Source organism: Providencia sp. PROV267 (genome assembly GCF_028477825.1).
In the GTDB taxonomy this organism is placed as follows: domain Bacteria; phylum Pseudomonadota; class Gammaproteobacteria; order Enterobacterales; family Enterobacteriaceae; genus Providencia; species Providencia stuartii.
Genome location: NZ_JAMPLX010000017.1, coordinates 18,325 through 40,635, shown reverse-complemented (window position 1 = coordinate 40,635; position 22,311 = coordinate 18,325). Strand labels below are relative to the sequence as shown.

General features: G+C 42.6%; 17 protein-coding genes and 1 tRNA gene. 8 read left to right on the top strand and 10 right to left on the bottom strand.

Features of this window, described 5'->3' with window-relative positions; genetic code table 11:
* Positions 1–173 precede the first annotated feature (173 nt).
* Complete coding sequence (locus PR709_RS11820; protein ID WP_004919436.1) at positions 174–728, bottom strand: VOC family protein; 555 nt, start codon at positions 726–728, stop codon at positions 174–176.
* Positions 729–972: 244 nt separating this feature from the next.
* Here PR709_RS11820 and argS point away from each other — a divergent pair, with 244 nt between their 5' ends.
* Positions 973–2,703: an arginine--tRNA ligase gene (argS, locus tag PR709_RS11815; protein WP_004919432.1), complete on the top strand. Its 1,731-nt coding sequence runs from the start codon at positions 973–975 to the stop codon at positions 2,701–2,703.
* Positions 2,704–3,523: 820 nt separating this feature from the next.
* On the opposite strand, the gene murJ is transcribed toward argS, so the two are convergent.
* Together murJ and rimJ are read right to left on the bottom strand one after the other, a co-directional pair.
* Positions 3,524–5,059: a murein biosynthesis integral membrane protein MurJ gene (gene murJ, locus PR709_RS11810; protein WP_004919431.1), complete on the bottom strand. Its 1,536-nt coding sequence runs from the start codon at positions 5,057–5,059 to the stop codon at positions 3,524–3,526.
* 160 nt (positions 5,060–5,219) lie between these two features.
* Complete coding sequence (gene rimJ, locus PR709_RS11805) at positions 5,220–5,807, bottom strand: ribosomal protein S5-alanine N-acetyltransferase (protein WP_004919428.1); 588 nt, start codon at positions 5,805–5,807, stop codon at positions 5,220–5,222.
* A gap of 177 nt (positions 5,808–5,984) precedes the next feature.
* Here rimJ and mdtH point away from each other — a divergent pair, with 177 nt between their 5' ends.
* Both mdtH and PR709_RS11795 read left to right on the top strand, forming a co-directional pair.
* Complete coding sequence (mdtH, locus tag PR709_RS11800; protein WP_004919425.1) at positions 5,985–7,187, top strand: multidrug efflux MFS transporter MdtH; 1,203 nt, start codon at positions 5,985–5,987, stop codon at positions 7,185–7,187.
* Positions 7,188–7,311: 124 nt separating this feature from the next.
* Complete coding sequence (locus tag PR709_RS11795) at positions 7,312–7,872, top strand: lipoprotein (protein WP_004919424.1); 561 nt, start codon at positions 7,312–7,314, stop codon at positions 7,870–7,872.
* A gap of 219 nt (positions 7,873–8,091) precedes the next feature.
* On the opposite strand, the gene PR709_RS11790 is transcribed toward PR709_RS11795, so the two are convergent.
* Positions 8,092–8,637: a TorD/DmsD family molecular chaperone gene (locus PR709_RS11790; RefSeq protein ID WP_014658284.1), complete on the bottom strand. Its 546-nt coding sequence runs from the start codon at positions 8,635–8,637 to the stop codon at positions 8,092–8,094.
* Between the two features lie 148 nt (positions 8,638–8,785).
* Positions 8,786–9,727, bottom strand: coding sequence for a glyoxylate/hydroxypyruvate reductase GhrA (gene ghrA / locus PR709_RS11785; RefSeq protein WP_004919418.1), 942 nt, complete (start codon positions 9,725–9,727; stop codon positions 8,786–8,788).
* Between the two features lie 318 nt (positions 9,728–10,045).
* On the opposite strand from ghrA, the gene PR709_RS11780 reads away from it, so the two are divergent.
* A tRNA-Ser gene (locus tag PR709_RS11780) sits at positions 10,046–10,133 on the top strand.
* A gap of 28 nt (positions 10,134–10,161) precedes the next feature.
* Here PR709_RS11780 and PR709_RS11775 read toward each other — a convergent pair.
* From PR709_RS11775 to PR709_RS11755, 5 genes are all read right to left on the bottom strand, one after another.
* Positions 10,162–11,664, bottom strand: a complete 1,503-nt coding sequence (locus PR709_RS11775) for an alanine/glycine:cation symporter family protein (RefSeq protein ID WP_004919417.1) — start codon at positions 11,662–11,664, stop codon at positions 10,162–10,164.
* Between the two features lie 82 nt (positions 11,665–11,746).
* A complete protein-coding gene (locus tag PR709_RS11770) occupies positions 11,747–13,231 on the bottom strand; it encodes an aldehyde dehydrogenase (RefSeq protein WP_004919412.1) in 1,485 nt (494 codons plus the stop codon).
* Positions 13,232–13,242: 11 nt separating this feature from the next.
* Positions 13,243–14,106: a 4-hydroxy-tetrahydrodipicolinate synthase gene (gene dapA / locus PR709_RS11765; RefSeq protein WP_004919411.1), complete on the bottom strand. Its 864-nt coding sequence runs from the start codon at positions 14,104–14,106 to the stop codon at positions 13,243–13,245.
* Between the two features lie 18 nt (positions 14,107–14,124).
* Entirely contained in the window at positions 14,125–15,372 is a 1,248-nt protein-coding gene (locus PR709_RS11760; RefSeq protein ID WP_004919408.1) for an NAD(P)/FAD-dependent oxidoreductase, read from the bottom strand.
* 9 nt (positions 15,373–15,381) lie between these two features.
* Positions 15,382–16,332: a 4-hydroxyproline epimerase gene (locus tag PR709_RS11755; protein WP_004919407.1), complete on the bottom strand. Its 951-nt coding sequence runs from the start codon at positions 16,330–16,332 to the stop codon at positions 15,382–15,384.
* Positions 16,333–16,483: 151 nt separating this feature from the next.
* Here PR709_RS11755 and PR709_RS11750 point away from each other — a divergent pair, with 151 nt between their 5' ends.
* The 4 genes from PR709_RS11750 to PR709_RS11735 all read left to right on the top strand — a co-directional run bounded on the left by PR709_RS11750 (position 16,484) and on the right by PR709_RS11735 (position 21,688).
* A complete protein-coding gene (locus PR709_RS11750; protein WP_004919404.1) occupies positions 16,484–17,299 on the top strand; it encodes a helix-turn-helix domain-containing protein in 816 nt (271 codons plus the stop codon).
* A 463-nt stretch (positions 17,300–17,762) separates the two neighbouring features.
* The gene (locus tag PR709_RS11745; protein WP_004919403.1) at positions 17,763–18,398 is read left to right on the top strand and encodes a CDP-alcohol phosphatidyltransferase family protein; all 636 of its coding nucleotides are present in this window, start codon (positions 17,763–17,765) and stop codon (positions 18,396–18,398) included.
* Positions 18,395–20,161 (top strand): bifunctional alpha/beta hydrolase/class I SAM-dependent methyltransferase, encoded by a 1,767-nt coding sequence (locus tag PR709_RS11740; RefSeq protein WP_053110883.1) that lies wholly within the window; start codon positions 18,395–18,397, stop codon positions 20,159–20,161. Before PR709_RS11745 ends, PR709_RS11740 begins: the two co-directional genes overlap by 4 nt.
* Before the next feature lie 186 nt (positions 20,162–20,347).
* The gene (locus tag PR709_RS11735; RefSeq protein WP_036940096.1) at positions 20,348–21,688 is read left to right on the top strand and encodes a phosphatase PAP2/dual specificity phosphatase family protein; all 1,341 of its coding nucleotides are present in this window, start codon (positions 20,348–20,350) and stop codon (positions 21,686–21,688) included.
* The last annotated feature ends 623 nt before the right edge of the window (positions 21,689–22,311 follow it).

Sequence of the window (22,311 nt, the reverse complement as noted above, 5' to 3'; positions counted from 1 at the left end):
CCTCCAAAACGTAGGATTAAAGCGTTGCTTTAACATCTAATTAATAACTTAAAGGAACTTGTTAATCGTTAACATTCGATTAATGATGCCACTAATTTTTGAACGTTACCGGATTAACATCACACCATTAACAGTTTTTTACGAATTGTTCGTAATAACGTTAATTGCATCACTTATTTTTCGCTTTCAATAATCTGTTTCAGCGCGTAAGGGTGATATTTCAAAGTAATTATCCCATTTGTCACTGCTAATGTCGGATTAGGCAATCTTTCTAACTGCCCTTTCGGTTGACTCATTTTCAAGCTGTAGCCTTCTGGAAGCGGATGTGGCAGTAATGCCAATGCACTCTGCTCTAGCTGTTCTGGGGCGACATTAATGACCATCTCAACGTGCTCCCATGTCTCTTGTGGGTACATTTTTCCTTTTGGAAAAGGCAATTCGACCACATAAACCTGTTGAGATGCGATTATTAATGGTTTGTTCAACTCGAATAAACAGATCGGACGCCCGTTAATTTCATTTTCAGACAGTAACTGACCGCATTGGTGGAGGCCTTTCCGCCAGCGCTCTGCTGTTTCATTATGATGACAACGGACAGAAACATGGTCTATCAGGTGATCGTTTAAGGATAAAGCTAATACTTTAGCCATTTGCGTTAATTTTTGCTCAAACTCAGGCAACGTGTTCCATAGATCTTGCAGTTCAGGCACATTGGCAAATTCAGTCATTCAACACACTCTTTTCTAAACACCGTTTATCTCTTCGCATTCGCGATATACTCTCAATTTTTCGTCTGTTGTGTTATCAACGCTATTGAAATATGACAGCTATACCGTGAATAAAACTGCCAGACTGTAGCACGACTCCCTTAAAATATGGTATAAAACCTGCCGAATTTTCTCTTCTTTCTTTTAGTTCTACGCATGTGATGGCACAATGCGATAACTATGGTTCGTTATTTAAGGTAATCCGGTGAATATTCAGGCTATTCTTTCAGATAAAATCAGTGCTGCAATGCAGGCAGCGGGAGCTCCAGAAGGCAGTGATGCCCTTGTGCGTCAATCAGCGAAAGCGCAGTTTGGTGACTATCAAGCCAACGGTGTAATGGGCGCTGCTAAAAAAATGGGCATCAATCCCCGACAACTGGCCGAGCAGATTGTCAGCCATTTAGATCTTGAAGGTATTGCAAGCAAGGTAGAAATCGCAGGGCCGGGTTTTATCAATATTTTCCTTGAGCCAAGCTGGCTCACCACACAAGTGGAACAAGCATTAACCTGTGATCGCCTTGGCCTATCCTCTGTTAAATCAGAAACTATCGTCATCGACTATTCCGCGCCAAACGTGGCCAAGCAGATGCACGTAGGCCATTTGCGTTCGACAATTATCGGTGATGCTGCCGCACGTACTTTAGAGTTTTTAGGGCATAAAGTGATCCGTGCTAACCATGTTGGTGACTGGGGTACGCAATTTGGTATGCTGATCGCTTACCTCGAAAAAATGCAAAATGAAAATGCAAGTGACATGGCATTGGCAGATCTCGAGGAGTTTTACCGCGAAGCAAAACAACACTATGACAGCGATGAAGTATTCGCTGAGCGCGCAAGAGGTTACGTGGTTAAATTGCAATCAGGTGATGAGTACTGCCGTAAAATGTGGCGTAAACTGGTTGATATCACCATGCAGCAAAACCAAGAAACCTATCGTCGCTTGAACGTGACGTTAACTGAAGATGACGTCATGGGCGAAAGTTTATATAACGATATGCTGCCTGGGATTGTCGCTGACTTGAAAGCCAAAGGGCTCGCAGTAGAAAGCGAAGGTGCTACTGTCGTTTATCTTGACGAATTTAAAACTAAAGAAGGCGAGCCTATGGGCGTTATTGTCCAGAAAAAAGATGGCGGCTTCTTATATACGACAACAGATATCGCTTGTGCAAAATATCGTCATGAAGTACTGCATGCTGACCGTGCACTTTACTATATTGATTCACGTCAGCACCAACACTTGATGCAGGCATGGACAATCGTACGTAAAGCCGGTTATATCCCAGAATCAATGTCTCTCGAACATCACATGTTTGGTATGATGCTCGGTAAAGATGGCAAGCCTTTTAAAACTCGCTCAGGCGGTACTGTTCGCCTCTCTGACTTATTAGATGAAGCGATTGAACGTGCGCAAGTACTCATCCGCAGCAAAAACCCCGATATGCCAGAAGATGAGTTAAACAACGTTGCAAATGTTGTCGGTATTGGTTCAGTGAAATATGCAGACTTATCAAAAAGCCGTACAACGGATTATATTTTTGATTGGGATAACATGTTAGCTTTCGAAGGTAATACCGCACCGTATATGCAATATGCTTATACGCGTGTCGCCTCAATCTTCAAAAAAGCAAACGTGACACAAGCGGATCTCACACTGCCTATCGTGTTACAAGACCCACGTGAAATTGCACTTGCTACACGTTTGATGCAATTTGAAGAAACCATCTTGATGGTCGCACGTGATGGTACGCCACATGTTATGTGCGCTTACCTTTATGATTTAGCCGGCCTGTTCTCAAGCTTCTATGAACACTGTCCTATTTTAAGCGCCGAAGATGAAGCTCAGCGCCAAAGCCGCTTAAAATTAGCGTTATTGACCCAGAAGACATTAAAAGCTGGGTTGGATACTTTAGGGATCGATACCGTCGAACGTATGTAAGCTGATATCTAAGTGTCATATTGATAATAAACCCTATGCTGTGCATAGGGTTTATTGTTTCTGTCGACTCAATTTCAGGAAATTTTTTTCGTGCTCTTTAGACCGCCTTATTTCAATATGAGCGTTAGAGCTGAGAGACGAAATAGCATGCCCCTCCAATACCGTAATAAAAAGCGGCCTCATTATATGAATCAGCGATATTATTTATTAGACGAAAGCCCCTCTCTTTAAAATTTTCACGAAGCTTCTTACCAGCTGTTATGACGTTTTTTACAGCAAGTGTTAGTAATTATTTTTCTCTGGTTAAATGTATCATTATAGTCAGGCAAAGATGCCGATACTGTTTTGACACATTTAACCTTAAATTCATCTCTTGAAAATGAAATTATCATATAGAAGTATTAAACCAATCAATACCAGCGCTATCCCCGATATATAGTTAAGTGCAATGGTCATTTTTTTATTACGTTGAGACATACGAGCCAATAATCCCCCTGTTAATCCTGCTGTTATATTGATCGGCAAAGCCGTGGCAAGGTGGCATGTATCGCTACCCCATGGGGAAAGGCCAAGACTCGACGTACATGATCTTCCAATGAATGGATTATTACAGGACTATTTGACTAATAATCCAGCTCAAATGGCCCTGTCATTACTGACAAAATTTTAACAACCTGTTAAATACTGCGGGTGGCATAAGGCGCTACTTAAGCGCTTTGTGTATGCCTAATACTATTGCCAAGCAAATGGGTAGTGAGAAAATTGCTACAATAAGAATTTCTGAACGCCCCAATGGGGCGTTTCAGTTATTTATTGTGGCTTAAATACTCTGCTTTTTAAAATCTCTTGGGCGGAAACCTAAAGCGAATAGCGCGGCGAAATAGCTCCCAGCACCAATAATCACCACAAAAATTAAGCGCAATAAACGCATGGCCATATTGCCTTCTTGCCATTCTGGCATAAAGTGCAATACACCAAACAGAACCGCTGACATCACGATAAGGGCAATGACGAGTTTAAAAATAAAACCTCGCCAACCGGCAAGTGGTTTGAAAATTTCTTGCTTACGTAATTGCCAATAAAGGACACCCGCGTTAAAACACGCTGCTAAACCAATCGACAGTGCTAATCCGGCATGCTTCATTGGCCCAATAAATGCTAAGTTCATTAACTGAGTTAGAATTAATGTGACAATAGCGATTTTAACTGGTGTTTTAATGTCCTGACGTGAATAGAACCCTGGCGCCAAAATTTTCACTAGGATCATCCCTGTCAGCCCTACACAATAGGCCATTAATGCGTATTGCGTCATCAATGAGTCATGAGCTGTAAACTTATCATACTGGAACAGCGATACGGTAAGCGCTTCCGAAAGGATCGCTAAACCAATCGCGCAAGGCAAGGCGAGCAATAAACAGAGGCGTAAGCCCCAATCCATTAAATGACGATATTCTTGATGGTTACCACTAGTAAAACTTTTCGATAGTGAAGGTAACAAAATGGTTCCTAATGCAACACCCAGCACCCCTGATGGCAACTCCATCAACCTATCCGCATAATACATCCAAGACACTGAGCCAGATTGCAGAAATGATGCGAAAATAGTATTGATAATCAACGAAATTTGGCTAACAGATACCCCAATAATGGCAGGCCCCATCATTTTCATTACTCGCCAAACACCACTATCGCGAAAAGAGATCCGTGGCAGAACTAACATGCCGATCTTTTTCAAATGCGGGAGTTGATACACCAGTTGCAAAATCCCCCCCACAATCACGGCCCAAGCTAATGACATTACGGGGGGATCAAAGTAAGGCGCCGCAAATGCTGCAAAGAAAATCATACTCACATTCAACAACGTTGGCGCAAACGCAGGAACCGAAAAACGATTCCATGTATTTAAAATTGCACCAGCTAACGACGCGAGTGAGATTAAAAAGATATAAGGAAAGGTGACCCGCAATAGGTCTGTGGTTAATGCAAACTTATCGGCATCGGCAGCAAAGCCCGGTGCCGTCACATAGATAATCCAAGGAGCGGCAATCATACCGATCACGGTGACAATCGCTAGTGCGAGGGTAAGCATCCCCGAAATATACGCCACAAAAGTACGAGTTGCTTCATCGCCTTGTTGGTTTTTATATTCCGCCAGTATTGGCACGAATGCTTGTGAGAACGCCCCTTCTGCAAAAATACGGCGTAATAAATTAGGTAATTTGAAGGCGACAAAAAAGGCGTCCGCAGCTGCCCCTGCACCAAATACCCGAGCGATAATTGCGTCACGGATAAATCCAAGAACCCGAGACATCATAGTCATAGAGCTTATCGCTGCTAATGATTTTAATAAATTCATGATAGGTAGACTAAAAGAAAACAATTATGCCAGTTTATCAGCGTGGAGCATGACTGACTATGATTGGATGATAAAATCAGAGGTTACTTGCCCGAGTCCGAGAGCAGCAAGCTGATAATTTTGATACGCTGCACTCGAATTATTAGGCGTATACCGTTAATTAGGGTTTCACCGGTTTCCAATTTGCATCGGTTAACGCCGTAAGTACATGGTCACGCCACTGGCCGTCAATCTGCAAATATTGTTTGGCATACCCTTCTCGCTCAAAACCGAGACGAGCCAAAAGGTTACCGCTACGCAAATTGTGTGGCATGTAATTAGCCATAATGCGGTGCATCCCTTGATGTTTTTGCATATAACGGATAGCTTGTGAAAGGGCTTCATACATCAACCCTTGCCCCTGCCACTTTTCACCTAATGAGTAGCCTAGATAGCACGCATGAAAAGCACCACGCAATACATTACTGAAATTCGCCACACCCATCACTTCATTTTCTTGACTGTCTAAGAGTAAAAAATGATAGGCGTTTCCCTGACGATGCAGCTCGGTCATTAAATGTAAGCGACTATTCCAGCTTGATGGATTGAAATGTGAACTGTCTCGGGTTGGCTCCCAAGGTTTCAAAAATTCTCTGTTTTCGCTGTAGTAATCCGCTAATCGATAGCCGTCACGCTCATATGCTAACCGTACAACCATCCTTTCTGTCACAAGACGCACTTTTGGTTCATTTGTCCGATAACCAAACATCGTTAACCCTTTTAAAAATTAAATCGCCAGAGATGGCATAAGGATAAAAACACATTATCAATAACCATTAGGTATAACGATAAAAAAATATCATCTTCCCCTTTCTATTCTACTGATATTATTGATGAGAAACATTAAGAATCCTTCCCTCTTTATTATTTTTTACGATGGTGTGTCATGGCGCAGGTGTCACAGGCAAGAAGTCTAGGCAAATATTTTTTACTCCTAGACAACATGCTGGTTGTTCTCGGTTTTTTTGTCGTGTTTCCATTGATCTCTATTCGCTTTGTTGACCAGCTAGGTTGGGCCGCCGTCATTGTTGGCTTTGCTTTAGGTCTGAGACAATTTGTTCAGCAAGGACTTGGGATCTTTGGTGGTGCTATTGCAGACCGCTTTGGCGCTAAGCCAATGATAGTCATAGGGATGCTATTGCGAGCCTGTGGCTTTGTGCTCATGGCAATTGCCAATGACCCTTGGGTGTTGTGGCTCTCCTGTGTCTTGTCAGCATTAGGTGGAACACTATTTGATCCTCCAAGAACCGCATTAGTTATTAAGCTAACAAGGCCTTATGAGCGTGGACGCTTTTATTCTCTGCTGCTCATGCAAGACAGCGCGGGCGCCGTTATTGGTGCACTGATTGGTAGTTGGTTATTGCAATACGATTTCCATTATGTCTGTTGGGCTGGCGCGGCCGTCTTTGTACTTGCCGCTATTTGTAATGCTTGGCTACTCCCGGCCTACCGTATTTCAACGGTAAGAACACCAATCAAAGAAGGTATGAGCCGAGTACTCAAAGATACCCGTTTTGTGACCTATGTGGTCACGTTAGCTGGTTATTTTATGCTCTCTGTACAGGTTATGCTGATGTTCCCTATTGTTGTGAATGAAATCGCAGGCACGCCAACCGCAGTGAAATGGATGTATGCCATTGAAGCCGTTATTTCATTAACGTTACTTTATCCCATCGCCCGTTGGAGTGAAAAATATTTTCGCCTTGAGCAGCGTTTAATGGCTGGATTGTTTTTAATGAGTTTAAGCATGTTTCCTATCGGTATGACGAGCTCTTTACCTGTTTTATTTGGATTAATATGCTTATTTTATTTAGGCACTGTAACCGCCGATCCTGCACGAGAAACATTAAGTGCTTCACTGGCAGATCCACGTGCACGCGGTAGTTATATGGGGTTTAGCCGCTTAGGATTAGCTTTAGGAGGTGCTGTTGGCTACACTGGTGGAGGTTGGATGTACGATATTGGTCACCAATGGGATCTGCCACAATTACCGTGGTTTTTATTAGGTGTAATTGGTTTCATCACTCTTTGGGCACTGCATAAACAATTTAACCGTAAGAAAATTGAATCTGCCATGTTAAGTGGTTAATAACGGAGATATTTAGACTCTACACGCCCATAAATTTAAACTTTAACTAACAAAAATGTGGGTAAAAGGCCAATTAACCATAATTATAGGATAAGATAGTCAAGTTACTGTAAAAGGAGTGTTTATGAAACAATTTATATTGGCGGCTCTGATTGGCTGTTTGACTTTACTCACTGGCTGTAGCCAACTTACTGAATTTTCGATTAGCGAAAATACGGTTAATCAGTATCTTGCAAATAAAGTTAAATATAACAATAAAGTTGGTATTTCTGGCGTCGCGGATGCAGACATCCAATTAACCAACTTGAAATCAGAAATTGGTCGCAGTGAGCCGGGGAAAATCGCCTTAACGGGGGATGCCGCAGTCAACTTAGATACTTTATTAGGTAAAGCCGAGGCCAAAATAGCGCTTACCCTAACGGCTCGCCCTTATTTTGACGCTCAAGCAGGCGCCATTTACTTAAAAGAGCTGAACATCAGCCAATACACTGTCACTCCTGAGAGTATGGATACCGCTATTGCTGCCGTGATCCCATACCTCAACAGTTCATTAGAAACCTTTTTTGAGACACAACCGGTTTATGTGTTGAATCCAGAAAATAGTGCAGCTGAGGCAACGGCTAAAAAATTAGCAAAAGGGCTTGAAATCAAACCAGGCAAGCTCGTTATTCCTTTAGTTGACTAACATCCATAAAAATTTTCGATTGAAAACAGCACAAAAGGCAACGTTTTTAGACGTTGCCTTTTCTTTATCTACCTATATACGCGTTTATCAAAATGCTACGCGTTATACTTAATACCAATACAAAAGCCTCTTAAGTGGCTTACCTCGTTTTTCTGATAGCCAATTTACATTGACAAGGTTCGCTTAGAGGCGGATTTTATTACACCAAAAGTGACGCTGTCACTCTGACTCTAATTCATCACGTAATGCAATCACTGCATCACGCGCAATTTGCGCCAGCGTACGATAAAATGCCGTTGTCGCATGAGCTTCCATTTTGCCTAGAAATGCACCATACCAACTCAATATAAAGCTATCAAATAGCTCAATTTGCGCCGCTGTTTCATCTTCTGCCGCTTGATCCTCAAGCCAAGATGCCGCCAATAAGAGCGCACCAAAGGCATCGGTTCTCGCGTTTGTCAGAGCCATCCCCCTCTCAACAAGAAATTCACGGATTTCCGCTTCCGCGATTTCATCATCATAATCATGGGCAAACACCGAAACCGCAGGTGTTTCTCCACCAAATAACGTTTGATAGTCGGCGGTAATCGCTGCCATATCAACCGATTTTGCCATGCGCGCCCAATACTCATCTTGCTCCAATGGCCAAGATGCCTTTAATTTATCTTGGGCTATCATATCCAGTAATGGCTTTACCACACTATCATCGGGGGAGCGCTGAAAGAGTGTTCCCAAAATACGGCAGACGATCGAAAATTCGTTCATGTCAGGTTCCTGTTTTCGCATTATACGGTGGCTTATCACCAGCATACTCTAAGTCATTTGAGGCGCAGCAAGGATAAGAAATGATGGCATGAAGAATATAAAGCAGTGCCATCAACCAAGCTGCAACCTGAAATAAAATAAGTATACCTTAATAACCGCGTTGCATATCAACAATCCCGACAGGTGTTTGCCCATTTTCAATGCGTTGAATATTGCTGCTGATCATGTCCATCGCTTCTTGCGGTAGTGTAATCGCGGCAATATGGGGTGTAATCGCAACGCGCGGGTGTGTCCAAAAAGGATGCATTTGTGGTAAAGGTTCACTGGCAAATACGTCCAAAGAGGCACCTGCAACTTGCCCCGACTCTAATGCTGCCAACAAGTCTTGTTCAATAAGATGCGAGCCACGAGCAAGGTTAATAATAAAGGCATTTTTTTGTAACTGACTAAATAAGCTTTGATTCAAAATTCCGACTGTTTGGGGGGTACTTGGCAATAAATTAATAATCACCCGTGTACCTTGCAGAAACTCCCCTAGCTGTTCTTGTCCATAATAGCTCTTTACGTTGTTGAGCTGTTTTGCACTTCGGCTCCACGTTCTCACATGAAAACCAAATTCCACGAGCCTTTTAGCCACCGCTTGCCCCAATGCACCAGCCCCCATTACTCCGACGACAAACTCATCATGGCGATAGGCTGGCAACGGTTTCCATTGACGTTGCGATTGAAATTGGCGGTATTCATCCATTCGACGAAAGTAATAGAGGACTTTCGCCATCGCATACTCTTCCATTTGTAATGCCATGCCCGTGTCTTCTAAGCGCATTAAAGGCACGCCAGCAGGTAATGTTCCTGGGTTCTCATGCTCTTGCTTCAAAATGGCGTCAACACCCGCCCCCAACGCAAATATACCTTTCAGATCTTTTCGCCCTGCTAGACATTCATAAGGAGGGAGCCAAACCATAGCATAATCGGCACTTTGTTTATCGCCCCTAACCCATTGACGAATATTGGCTTGTGGAAGTCTAGCTTTCATGCCGTCGATCCACTCATTAGCATCAAAAAATGGATGATAAAATAGAATATTCATGACAACTCCTCTTATGTTTACAACAGAGTGTGCCGAAAATGTCTCATTTTCAAGCGAATACAACGGTTGATGAATGTTATGATGAGCATTTTGTTAAGCCGCTAACGAATTTTATAATTAATACTTGAAGTTTAAGTCGATCACAGATTCACCATTCAAGATTAGATAATAACCAAATTGTTTTATATTTAACTAAACAAGCAGTAAAACTGTAAAAAGCGCAAATAGGGAGTTGACGCAAGCCCGGCTTTTCCCTATAGTAGCGCCCCGTTGCAACACAAGTTATATCGTTTGTTAGCAACCTGCATTTAAAAATACGGTGAGGTGTCCGAGAGGCTGAAGGAGCACGCCTGGAAAGTGTGTATACGGCAACGTATCGAGGGTTCGAATCCCTCCCTCACCGCCATTTTTAATCAAATCAATGCCCTCTTATGTTATTCCTGCTCTTCGGTTAATTTTCCAATCTGTTTATGTTGTGGTGATTGTGTTTGCGATTGATATTCGCGACTGATCTCTTCCCATAATTGTGCATTTTCAACGCCCGCGACTTTCGGGTCGAAAACCGGATCGATTCCCAATTTTTCTTGGCGTTCATAGTCACGTAGTGCGCGAAGTGCTGGTTTAGATAAAAAGACTATCGCGATTAAGTTAAGATAACTCATACTACCAAACCCAATATCACCAAGGCTCCACATCATGCTAACGGACTGCACACTCCCCATAAACAGAATAAGCAAAAAGACCATTTTTAGGACCAACTTGAGAATGGGATATTTGAGTTGACGGTCTAGATAAACAATGGTTGTCTCTGCGATATAGTAATATGCCATCAAGGTGGTAAATGCGAATAAAAACACGGCAATTGAGACAAAACCAGAGCCCGTTGATTCAAATACTGTTGAGACGGCCATTTGTGTCCACGCAGTTCCTGCAGCCACTCCCGGGACATGTTCAATCAGCGCCGTTGCTCCTCCATCGGGAAAAACATTGTACATATTGGTGACTAGGATCATGAGCCCTGAAGCCGTGCACACCACAAGAGTATCAATATAGATTGAGAACGCTTGAATCAACCCCTGCTTCGCCGGATGACTCACTTCAGCCGCCGCCGAACTAAACGTGGCCTCCCCCGCACCCGCGACATTAGAAAATACAGCGCGTCGAACACCCCACGAAACCGCGGTACCGACGATGCCACCAAAAACGGCATCCATCCCTAAAGCGCTCCGAAAGATTAGGCTAAACATGGCAGGTACTTTGTCATAATGGCTACCTAAAATTATCACCATCATGACAATATAAGCGACCGCCATCAGAGGAACGATTTTATCGGCAGCACTGGCAATACGCTTAACACCACCGAAAATCAACCACGCCATCAATAAGGTAATAATCACACCTGTAACGATAGGCGGAATGTTGAAAGACGTTTGGAAAGAGTCAGCAATGGTATTCGCTTGGATCCCCGGCACTAACACACCGTAAGATAGACAGATCACGGCAGCGACAATAATCGCAAATGGCTTTAGTTTTAACCCTTTTTCGATATAGTAAGGCGAGCCACCTCGGTATTGCCCATCGGAGCGTTGCTTATAGATCTGAGCGAGTGTCGATTCAATAAATGCACTAGCACCACCTAAAAGCCCCATCACTACCATCCAAAATATCGCCCCTGGCCCGCCCGCCGCAATGGCAGTAGCCACACCAGCAATATTACCTACACCTACCCGCCCTGATAGCGCAAGACAAAAAGCTTGGAATGAAGATATGCCCTCTTTTGATGATTTATTTTCTTTGAGCAAACAGACCATTTTAATCAAATAGCGAAACTGAACACCGCGTGTAGCTAATGTAAAATAGAGCCCGACACCGAGCGATAAAATCACTAATGCGTTGCCCCAAATGTATCCAACGAGTGTGTTAACGATGGCTTCCATATGAGTACTCCTTCGTTATTGTCATTATGTATTTGTAGGGATAAAAAAACCTGAACTTAACGCTGTTCAGGTTGTGAATAAATTAATGATTAATCATCCAAATGACTTTTGTTTGAGTATATTGTTCGAAAGCTTCTAATCCGTTATCTTTGCCGCCAAAGCCTGACTGCTTAAAGCCACCAAAAGGCGTCGTGATATTACCTTCACTAAATCCATTCACCGACACTGTGCCTGCATTAATTTGCCGAGCAACTTTCATCACTCGATGGATATTTTGACTATAGAATGAGGCCGCTAACCCATAGTGAGTATTATTAGCGAGGGCAATCGCTTCTTCTTCTGTTGCAAACGTTGACACGGCAAGTAAGGGTCCAAAAACCTCATTTTGGAATAATGACATCTCTGGAGTGACGTTATCGAATATTGTCGGCTCAATGTACCAACCACTGCCCATTTCACTGTGGATTTTTCCACCTGCAACAATGTTTGCGCCCTGTTTCACAGAAAGATCAATAAATGACTTCACTTTCTCAAAGTGAGCTTTTTCAACCATTGGCCCAATGGAGACAGTTTCATCCATGGGATCGCCAACTTTCCACTCGGCTAATGCTGCAACGAGTTTATCTAATAGCTTTTGACGGACACTTTCATGAACAATTAGGCGAGAGCCGCAACTGCAATTTTCACTCATATTCCAGAAAGCGGCTGATAGAATATGAGGCACAGCAGCATCAAGATCGGCATCTTCAAAGACCACTTGCGGGCTTTTCCCGCCACACTCCAACACGATCTCTTTTAAGTTACTTTCAGCAGAGTATTTAAGGAATAACCGCCCCACCTCAGTCGAACCGGTAAAAGAGACAATATCGATATCCCTATGTCGACCTATCGCCTCACCCACTTTTTCCCCTAATCCGCAAATTAAGCTCAGAGCACCTTTTGGCACCCCAGCTTCATAAGCCAATTCAACCATTCGGTAAGCACTCAATGAGGTCAGCTCCGCGGGCTTTACAATCACTGAGTTCCCCGCAGCTAACGCTGGAGCAACTTTCCATGCAAACATTTGTGCGGGGAAATTCCACGGTAAAACAGCCCCCACAACACCTATTGGCTCATGTACAATCAACCCCAACGCCTGATGACCTGTCGGCGCAACTTTTCCAAACATTTTGTCCAGTGCTTCGGCATACCAATAAAAAGTTTCAATGGTCGCTGGCATATCTGTATTTAAGCATTCTGTGATTGGCTTACCCGCATCAACACAATCTAATGCAGCAAGCTCTTCCTGATGTAACTCAATCAACTGTGCCCAACGCAGCATGACTTGTTTGCGCTCTTGCGGCGACAAACCTTGCCAACAGCCATCACTAAAGGTTTTTCTTGCCACTGAAACTGCGGCATCGACATCTTGAGCATCACCATCGGCAATAAATCCAATAATGCTGTCATCAATAGGCGTTCTGGTTTCTAATTTTTCATTGCTCCCTTGGTAGTTTTCTATCAAGTTACCCGCCCACAATAAACCTGAACGAGCTCGCTCAAATACTGCTTCTTTGGTCACTTTCATGGCGTTTTTCCTTATTTTATCAAGGCGAGAAATTCACGTTGTTGTTGCGGTGAAATATTGGAAAGTGGCATTCTAACTGGCCCAACATCGACAGTACCCTTGATACAACCCGCTTTGGCTTTTTGGTTATAATCCCCAGATTCCATCGAATAAATTGCAGGGTAAATTTCTGACATGATCCGTTTCGCCGTAGACCAATCCCCTTGCTGTGCGGCCTGATAAATTGCCACTTGCTCTGCTGGGAATACATTTCCAGCCCCCGCAATCCAACTTTTCGCGCCCCAAAAAAAGAAATCGACAGGCTGATCATCACAGCCACAAATCACCTCAAAATTGTCGAATTGAGTTTGTAATAAACGTAGCGCTCGGCTGAAATCACCACTACTTTCTTTAATCGCAACAATATTTTTCACCTTAGATAGGTGTATGACAGTGTCGTATTCGATTTCGATCCCAATACGCGCAGGGAAGTTATACATGATGATGGGTAATGGTGTTGCTGAAGCAACCTGCTCATAATGCGCAATTACCCCTTGCTGATCCGGTAAACTGTATGGTGGCGGTGCTAACATCAAGCCTTCATAACCTAATGAAACCGCTTGCTCTGCACGCTTAATCGCCCCTTCTGTCGATAGGTCATTAATCCCTGCAATCAAGGTAACTCGCCCTTTGGCGACTTTACTCACGGTAGTCAGCACCACTTCACGCTCTTTCTCGTTTAATGCGTAATACTCCCCAGTCGTGCCACACACAACAAGTCCTGATACACCTTGTTCAATTAAGGTTTCAGTTAATTGTGCTAGCCCACTAACATTTAATGAAAAATCACTGTGAAATGGCGTCACAATTGGAACAATAATGCCGTGAAAATTCATGTGAAATCTCCTTAACTTTTATATAAATCGTTCAATGGAATAAGGTGAACAATCGATCGGTGTCGGCTGTTCTTTGAATAAGCTATGTACAATTTTTGCCGTGATGGCCGCTTGAGTTAGACCTAAGTGTTGATGACCAAAGGCAAAAATATAAGGTCCTTTTTTATCAATCACTGGCAACGAATCTGAGAGAGTCGGTCTAAATCCCATCCATTCAGTTGCTTGCTCGCTATTTAGCGGTGTGTTAAGCATGGGATCAGCTAGAGGAATAAAGTGTCGAGCACGTTGCATATTGGCTGGACGTTTCAATCCCGCATATTCAACCGTACCCGCAAGGCGCAATCCACCTTTCATGGGCGTCATGATAAAGCGCCTATCGATACTTGAAACAGGAACGCTTAACCTACTTGCCTCTTTAGGCAACATAAGGTGATAGCCACGCTCTGTTTCAAGTGGAACACGTATGCGGCAAACCATCTTGACCAATGATTTAGAAAATGCGCCTCCTGAAATCACTACTCGCTGCGCCGCCAATTGTCCTTGTGAGGTTGTCAGGCGCACTGTATTACCTGAAGTGGTATGAATGCCCGTAACTTCACACTGAGAAAGTAACTCACCCCCCAATCTCAAAAAGTGATTTGTTAATTGAGTATGTAGTGCATTGAGATCTACGACATGCCCCGTATCTGGGTAATAAAGCCCACCTAATTGATTACCAGCCAAAGCAGGCTCTCGTGCCAATAGTTGTGCCTGAGTTAATAGTTGATTTTTCACTCCTATGGAGTTGAGGTACTCACCTTGCTTTTGCAGTTTTTCATAGGAAGCTTCCCTCTCTGCCACCAGCAGTGAACCTTGAATTTTTACAAGATCAGCCAGTTGCCAGTCATCGCTGAACGCTTGCCACGCAGCCAGTGATGCACCATTAATTGTGGATAACGCATGATGAATACGTTGAAAGGGTTTATGTCGCATATTTCCCAACAAACGTAGTAACCAAGGCGTCAATGGCAATAAATAACGCCAATCGAGACGCAGTGCCCCTAGAGGATCAAACAACATCGCAGGAATCGATTTTAAAATTGATGGGTCAGCTACAGGGAAAACTTGCTCCGTCGCGATATGTCCAGCATTCCCCATTGATGCTCCAGCGCCGACCTGCTCTTTCTCGACCAGCAAAACATCTGTTCCATCCGCTTGTAATGTCAGCGCGATACTTAAGCCAATAATGCCGCCACCGATAACAATCACTGAACGTTTCTTATCCATATCAACCTCTCACGACACCGTGATCCCCCAACGAAATGGATCGGCTTCATCGATAAGCAAGGTATTACGCCCACTGATATAGGCCGTACCTCGAATGGTTGGGATAATGCCATTCCCATCAGCCCAGAGATAACTGGCTTCAAATTGGCTACCGATGACACTCGCTTGACGCCAAATTGCCCCTTCGTTTAACTTGCCATCAGCGGCTAAACACGCGAGTTTGGCACTCGTGCCTGTTCCACAAGGTGAACGGTCATAAGCCCCTCCTGGGCATAACACAAAACTTTGGCTATCGGCCTGTGAAGACGCAGCAAAAAGTTCAATGTGGTCAATTTCTTGGTCATCTTTGCCATAAATATGTTGTTCAACTAAGGCCGCTTTTATTTTTAAGCACGTTTCAGTCAACGCCTTGGTATTGCGGTGATGGATCTCTACCGGTGATTGCTCAACCAGAAAGAACCAATTTCCTCCCCAAGCAATATCCCCCGTCACCATTCCCACGTCAGGAACCTTCACCGCGACCGATTTGCGGTAGCGATAAGAGTAAACATTTTGGATACTGACACTGCCGTCTGGGTGCAATGTCGCCTGAACATCACCCACTGGCGTTTCAATGGTATGTTCGCCAACCGTAATTGTTCCTAGGTAAGCTAACGAAGCAATAAGGCCAATCGTGCCATGCCCACACATGCCTAAATATCCTTCGTTATTAAAAAAGATGACGCCCGCAGTGGCTTGTGGATTTTGAGGTTTGCAAAGTAGCGCACCGACTAAAATGTCACTGCCTCGTGGCTCTAATATGGTGGTGGTACGCCATAGGTCATGCTCGTGCCTTAAACGCTGTAAACGAGATGCCATAGAGCCATTACCAAGATCAGGAAAACCATCAATAACTAATCGAGTTGGTTCACCCGCCGTATGTGAATCAATTACCTCAATTTGTGTATAGCGCTTGTGCATATTGCATCCTCTGCTCACTTTAATTGTTAACAGAATGCTTGATTTTTGTTAAAGAATCTTGATATCTTTCGTGCTCACTGATGCGCAATTCGGCACAATATAAAAATATTTCAGAGAACTAATCATATTTGTTGAACTTGTTGGAGGCCGCATGATTAATTTAAATAAGCTGCTATTAATTAGTCAGGAAAATATGCTGTTTCCCGTTGATAATATTGAAATACTTTTAAATCACCTCGGGCTGGTCATGCCATTAATTAACACATTACCGAATGTCACTTTTTTTGTTAAAGATCGTAATGCTAAATATCTTCTTGCTAATGAGAACCTAGCCAAACGCTGTAAAATGGCTACGACTAACGATGTCATTGGGAAGCGAGCCGAAGATATTTTTCATCATGAGTTAGGTCGCAGTTATAGCTCTCAGGATTATCTGGTGATGCAAAAAAAGATCAGCGTCATTAACAAATTAGAATTGCATTTATATAAAGCAGGCATATTAGGTTGGTGCGTCACAACCAAAGTTCCTATCTTCAATACACATAACCAAGTGATTGGTGTGGCTGGGATTTCGGTAGATTTGCAAGATGTAAAGTCGGTCAGTCAAAAATTAAACAAGCAGTTGGGTCAGGTGGAACAATTTATTAGCGAACACTTTGATATGCCAATAAAAATAACCACTCTTGCAGATATATCGGGCTTGTCTTTATCCCAACTAAATCGCCAATTTAAAGCCATATTCCACATAACTCCCCAACAATATATTCAAAAAAAACGTCTTGAACATGCGATTGAATTACTCGAAGAAGATTATTCGATTACTGAAATATCCATAAAATGTGCTTATGCTGATCACAGTGCATTTTGTCGGAAATTTAAAGAAATGACGACAATGACCCCAAGCCAATTTAAACGGATGAGGTTGAATATTGCCAATAGATATCGCGTTGAAGAACAACTTGTTTAAATAATCTCATCCCAATAGAAACTGTTTTATTACAGAAAACATCTTATTTTAAGATGTTTTTTTACTTTCGATATTCAACACTCATGATATCCAGATCGGCGATACTATTATTTCTGCAATGGATGATTTTTATACGCCACTTGAGCATTCTTTTTACGCCGAATGACGTTATTGATTCACTTTTTGATTAAAATTTTCTATTACTTTATAAAATCGACTTAATTAATTTATTACAATTACGAAACATAAAAGTAAATGAACAATAAATAAACACTTAATTTTACGATAATGAATTATTCATTTACAATCAATATATTATAGAAAGGTAATATCCACGAACACAGGTTATCATCACAAGAGAGAAATCTAACTTAGGATAGCTCTTATTGCAGCTAAAAAATAATCGCGTATTCATATACGCTATATTTGCACCATTATGGTTGTAATTTGCAAGGATGAATAAATGACAATTTATGATCTGAAACCTAAATTTCAGAACCTGCTACGGCCTATCGTACAAAAGCTTTATGACGCAGGCGTGACAGCAAATCAGGTAACATTGGCTGCAATGCTATTATCTATTTTGATCGGAGCACTGCTATTTATTTTTCCTAACCCACACCTGTTTATTTTATTACCCTTTGTTTTATTTATTCGCATGGCGCTGAACGCCATTGACGGTATGCTCGCACGTGAACATCACCAAAAAAGTCATCTCGGTGCAATATTAAATGAAACGGGGGATGTTATCTCCGATATGGCCTTGTATATCCCTTTTGTTTTGTTGTTCCCTCATGATTTTGGATGGATTTTACTGATCCTTTTCTTGTCATTATTAACAGAGTTTATTGGGGTTATCGCACAAGCTATTGGCGCTTCACGTCGCTATGATGGCCCTATCGGTAAGAGTGACCGTGCATTTATTTTCGGTACTTTTGGGCTATTAGTCGCACTCTTTCCCCAAATCACTTCTTCTAACTGGTTTACTGCTATTTTTATTGTCCTTTCATTGTTGCTGTTTTACACCTGCTACAACCGTATCCGTAAGGCCTTAAGTGAGCTTAATACACAAACGGATCATCATAAGGAACCATTATGAACGCTCAGACAGACTATTTAACTCAACGTCCTGTCATTGAATCTCAGTTTATCACCAGTGACCGTACCCCGCTGTTTTATCGTTACTGGCCAACAGAACAATCAACAGATAAAGCCATTATTCTATTTCACCGCGGCCACGAACACTCAGGACGCGTTGCTCATCTTGTCGATGAGTTAGACTTGCCTGACTACGCCATGTTCGCATGGGATGCCCGAGGCCATGGCAGAAATGATGGCCCTCGTGGTTATAGCCCATCCCTTGGCACCTCTATTCATGATGTGGATGAATTTGTACGTTATGTGTCATCCCAGTACCAAATACCATTAGCAAATATTATCGTCATTGGTCAAAGCGTTGGTGCCGTGTTAGTCTCTGCTTGGGTACATGACTATGCCCCTCCTATTAGAGGGATGGTATTAGCATCCCCAGCTTTTAAAGTTAAGTTGTATGTACCATTTGCGCGCACAGGACTTGCTTTGATGCAAAAAATGCGGGGTCTGTTTTATGTTAACTCATATGTGAAAGCTAAATTCCTAACTCACGACCAAAGCCGCATAGCCTCATTCAACCGTGACCCATTAATTACGCGCCCTATTGCAGTTAATATCCTGCTCGAACTGTACAAAACTGCTGATAGAATAGTGGCTGATGCAGGTGCGATTACCCTCCCAACACAACTGTTTATTTCTGGTAGTGATCATGTGGTACACCATAAACCACAGCATCAATTTTATGAGCGCCTTAATACTCCCATTAAAGAGAAACATATTTTACCTGGCTTCTATCACGATACACTGGGTGAAAAAGAGCGCCATATCCCTATTGCCAAAATCCGTGAATTCATTGGCAAACTATTCTCAGTTCCTCGCTATCAACATGATTACCAATATGAAGATACTTGGAGCGTGAGTGCAGACGCTTATCGCGAGCTAACGCAACCTCTGCCTGCATGGTGCCCTAAAAACCTTGGTTATAAGCTACTTAGCCGTTCTATGAGTACACTAGGCAAGGCTTCAGAAGGTGTTCGCATTGGTTATGACAAAGGTTTTGACTCTGGGTCGACCCTTGACTACATTTACCGTGATAAAGCACAAGGTAAAGGGTTATTTGGCCGAATCATTGATAGGCAATACCTCAATAGCATCGGCTGGCAAGGGATCCGCCAACGTAAAACCAACATCGAAAATATCATTCGACAAGCTATTCGTGAGCTAACTGAACAACACCAGCCAGTGCGTATTGTCGATATAGCCGCCGGACAAGGTCGTTACGTCTTCGACGCTATTAATGACTATGGCAAAGTGGAGTCCGTCTTACTGCGAGACTATAGCCCTGTCAATGTTGAGCAAGGTCGTTCACATATTAAAGAGCGCTATCTTGAAGATAAAGTGCGTTTTGAAGAAGGCAATGCCTTTGATACGAATGACTTAGCTTCCATAACGCCAGCCCCTACACTTGGTATCGTAAGTGGTTTATACGAACTTTTCCCAAGTAATGACCTGATTCGAGCTTCACTGAGTGGTTTATCTCAGGCGATCCCTTCTGGTGGCCTACTTATCTACACCTGCCAACCTTGGCACCCTCAGGTTGAAATGATCGCTCGCGTCTTACCAAGTCACCAAGGTGGACAAGCATGGGTGATGCGTTGCCGGAGCCAAGGTGAAATGGACGCACTTGTCGACGAAGCTGGATTCGAAAAACTTAATCAGTTAATTGATAACTGGGGCATATTCAGTGTTTCTATTGCTCGACGCCGTTAAGCGTATTTGAGCATAAACGAACCTGATATTTTGCTTGATAAGGTGGTGACAACCATCACTACCTTATCCCCTTTAATATTCAATAAAGCTGATATACTAATAGCTTGCAACAACTCACTGAGTGAACGCGATACTCTTTTTAATTCCCATCTCAATATCAATTAAACTAGCTAAACGGATAGATGAATGACAACCACACATAAGCCCTTGCCTTCCTCGCCGCGGCGAAAAATTTGGTTATACGGTTTCTTTTGGTTAGTCTTTTTAGCCCCTTTTTTCTTTCTTACCTATGGGCAAGTTAACACTTATACGTCTACGCTAGCCAATGTTCCCTCTTATGTTTATTCATGGGAAACACATATTCCTTTTTTACCTTGGACGATTATCCCTTATTGGAGTATTGACCTGTTTTATGGCCTATCCCTTTTTATTTGCACCTCTTTAAGAGAGCAAACAATCCAAGGGCTACGCTTAATCGCTGCCTCATTAGCCGCCTGTGTTGGCTTTTTATTATTCCCCTTAAAATTTAGCTTCCCTCGGCCTGACACAAGCGGTATCACCGGTTGGATGTTCGATAGCCTTGAATTATTTGACCTCCCTTATAACCAAGCCCCCTCATTACATATTATTTTACTGTGGCTATTGTGGTTACGTTTCCGAGCTCATATGCCGACTAAATGGCATTGGTTGCTACATAGCTGGTCGCTACTGATCCTCATTTCTGTCCTCACGACGTGGCAACACCATTTTATTGATGTTATCAGTGGCTTTGCCGTTGGTGTCCTTATTAGTTATCTATTGCCTATTGAAAGCCAATGGCACTGGCACTACACCGGCAGCCGTCGTAGCTTTAAAATGAGCACGAATTATGGCTTAGGGGCGTTTGCCTGTTTGTTACTCGCAATAACGCTTCAAGGTATCGCATGGCTACTCCTATGGCCTGCTATTGCGTTATTTATCGTCGCGATTGGCTACTTAGGTCTAGGCGCTTCTGTATTCCAAAAAACTCCGATGGGTAGCATGTCACCTTCGGCGCTCCTCTTGCTACTCCCGTATCGATTAATTGCCGTAGGAACTTATCATTACTATGCCAAGGCGTGTCGACAACCTAGCAAAATTAACGATAAACTTATTTTGGGTGGACGCCCGCTTTATCCTTTGCAAGCTCAAGCCGTTTTCGATATGACTTGCGAGTGGCCTCGCAATTCCTATAGCCACGATTTAAATTATCGTAGCCAACCTCAAATCGATTTGTTACCACTAAGTGCAAAGGATATTGAAAGCGCCGTGCACACAATGGATGAGCTTGCAGAAAGCGGCACAATTTATGTTCACTGCAAATTAGGCTATTCGCGCAGTGCGACCGTCGCCGCTGCATGGTTAGTTCATAGTCAACAATCTAAAACGATTGATGATGCGATTGCGCTAATCACTCAAGCCAGACCAAAAGTGATCCTAAACTCAGCAACTCTTGAACAATTACATTATTGGTATCAACACTATTATTTAAAGCGAGCATCATCATGAATCATTTATCTGATAAACAATGTGGCGATGTCATGGTTATTTTTACAACAAGTTGGCGTTATTTTTGTTGTGCATCACTACTCGCTTTTATTTGTCAATTTATCTTATTTATTTACTCATTAATTGATAATCTCACCTTCTTTATTAGCACACTCCTTTTTATTGTGAGCCACTATTTTATTTTCCGGTTATGGTTTGACAGCCATCTTTTTAAAATATTATACCAGCGACAAGAGCCCTATCATTTTGACCTTGCTCTACATTACCTTTTCCCTAAAAAACAACCCGTTGCTACTATGGAGCAGCGCTGGGCTGGCACAAAGAGATTATTCAATTACACACTATTATTGACTATTTTACTCTGGTTGTGGGTTTTAATTTCATTATTAACGGGAAATTAATAATGAAATTTAATTTATTATACACACTATCTTAAATATAACTTGCGCTATAACAAAAACTTCAACAATTCATTTTTAGATATATTCATACAGAATATTCGCAGGTTTTTTTACTTTTGTACCCGTAAACGTTATGATAATTGCGAGTTCATTGACACATAGCAGATTTTTTTGTGTAAGTTCCGCGTATCCTTTGGTTCTGTTTTCCGTTATTTAACCCTG

What these genes read in the sequence shown, in the direction of transcription:
- PR709_RS11770 (WP_004919412.1), bottom strand. Translation starts at nt 13,231, where the DNA reads ATGAAAGTGACCAAAGAAGCAGTATTTGAGCGAGCTCGTTCAGGTTTA.
- murJ (WP_004919431.1), bottom strand. Translation starts at nt 5,059, where the DNA reads ATGAATTTATTAAAATCATTAGCAGCGATAAGCTCTATGACTATGATG.
- dapA (WP_004919411.1), bottom strand. Translation starts at nt 14,106, where the DNA reads ATGAATTTTCACGGCATTATTGTTCCAATTGTGACGCCATTTCACAGT.
- mdtH (WP_004919425.1), top strand. Translation starts at nt 5,985, where the DNA reads ATGGCGCAGGTGTCACAGGCAAGAAGTCTAGGCAAATATTTTTTACTC.
- ghrA (WP_004919418.1), bottom strand. Translation starts at nt 9,727, where the DNA reads ATGAATATTCTATTTTATCATCCATTTTTTGATGCTAATGAGTGGATC.
- PR709_RS11735 (WP_036940096.1), top strand. Translation starts at nt 20,348, where the DNA reads ATGACAACCACACATAAGCCCTTGCCTTCCTCGCCGCGGCGAAAAATT.
- PR709_RS11755 (WP_004919407.1), bottom strand. Translation starts at nt 16,332, where the DNA reads ATGCACAAGCGCTATACACAAATTGAGGTAATTGATTCACATACGGCG.
- rimJ (WP_004919428.1), bottom strand. Translation starts at nt 5,807, where the DNA reads ATGTTTGGTTATCGGACAAATGAACCAAAAGTGCGTCTTGTGACAGAA.
- PR709_RS11820 (WP_004919436.1), bottom strand. Translation starts at nt 728, where the DNA reads ATGACTGAATTTGCCAATGTGCCTGAACTGCAAGATCTATGGAACACG.
- PR709_RS11775 (WP_004919417.1), bottom strand. Translation starts at nt 11,664, where the DNA reads ATGGAAGCCATCGTTAACACACTCGTTGGATACATTTGGGGCAACGCA.
- PR709_RS11760 (WP_004919408.1), bottom strand. Translation starts at nt 15,372, where the DNA reads ATGGATAAGAAACGTTCAGTGATTGTTATCGGTGGCGGCATTATTGGC.
- PR709_RS11740 (WP_053110883.1), top strand. Translation starts at nt 18,395, where the DNA reads ATGAACGCTCAGACAGACTATTTAACTCAACGTCCTGTCATTGAATCT.
- PR709_RS11795 (WP_004919424.1), top strand. Translation starts at nt 7,312, where the DNA reads ATGAAACAATTTATATTGGCGGCTCTGATTGGCTGTTTGACTTTACTC.
- PR709_RS11790 (WP_014658284.1), bottom strand. Translation starts at nt 8,637, where the DNA reads ATGAACGAATTTTCGATCGTCTGCCGTATTTTGGGAACACTCTTTCAG.
- PR709_RS11750 (WP_004919404.1), top strand. Translation starts at nt 16,484, where the DNA reads ATGATTAATTTAAATAAGCTGCTATTAATTAGTCAGGAAAATATGCTG.
- PR709_RS11745 (WP_004919403.1), top strand. Translation starts at nt 17,763, where the DNA reads ATGACAATTTATGATCTGAAACCTAAATTTCAGAACCTGCTACGGCCT.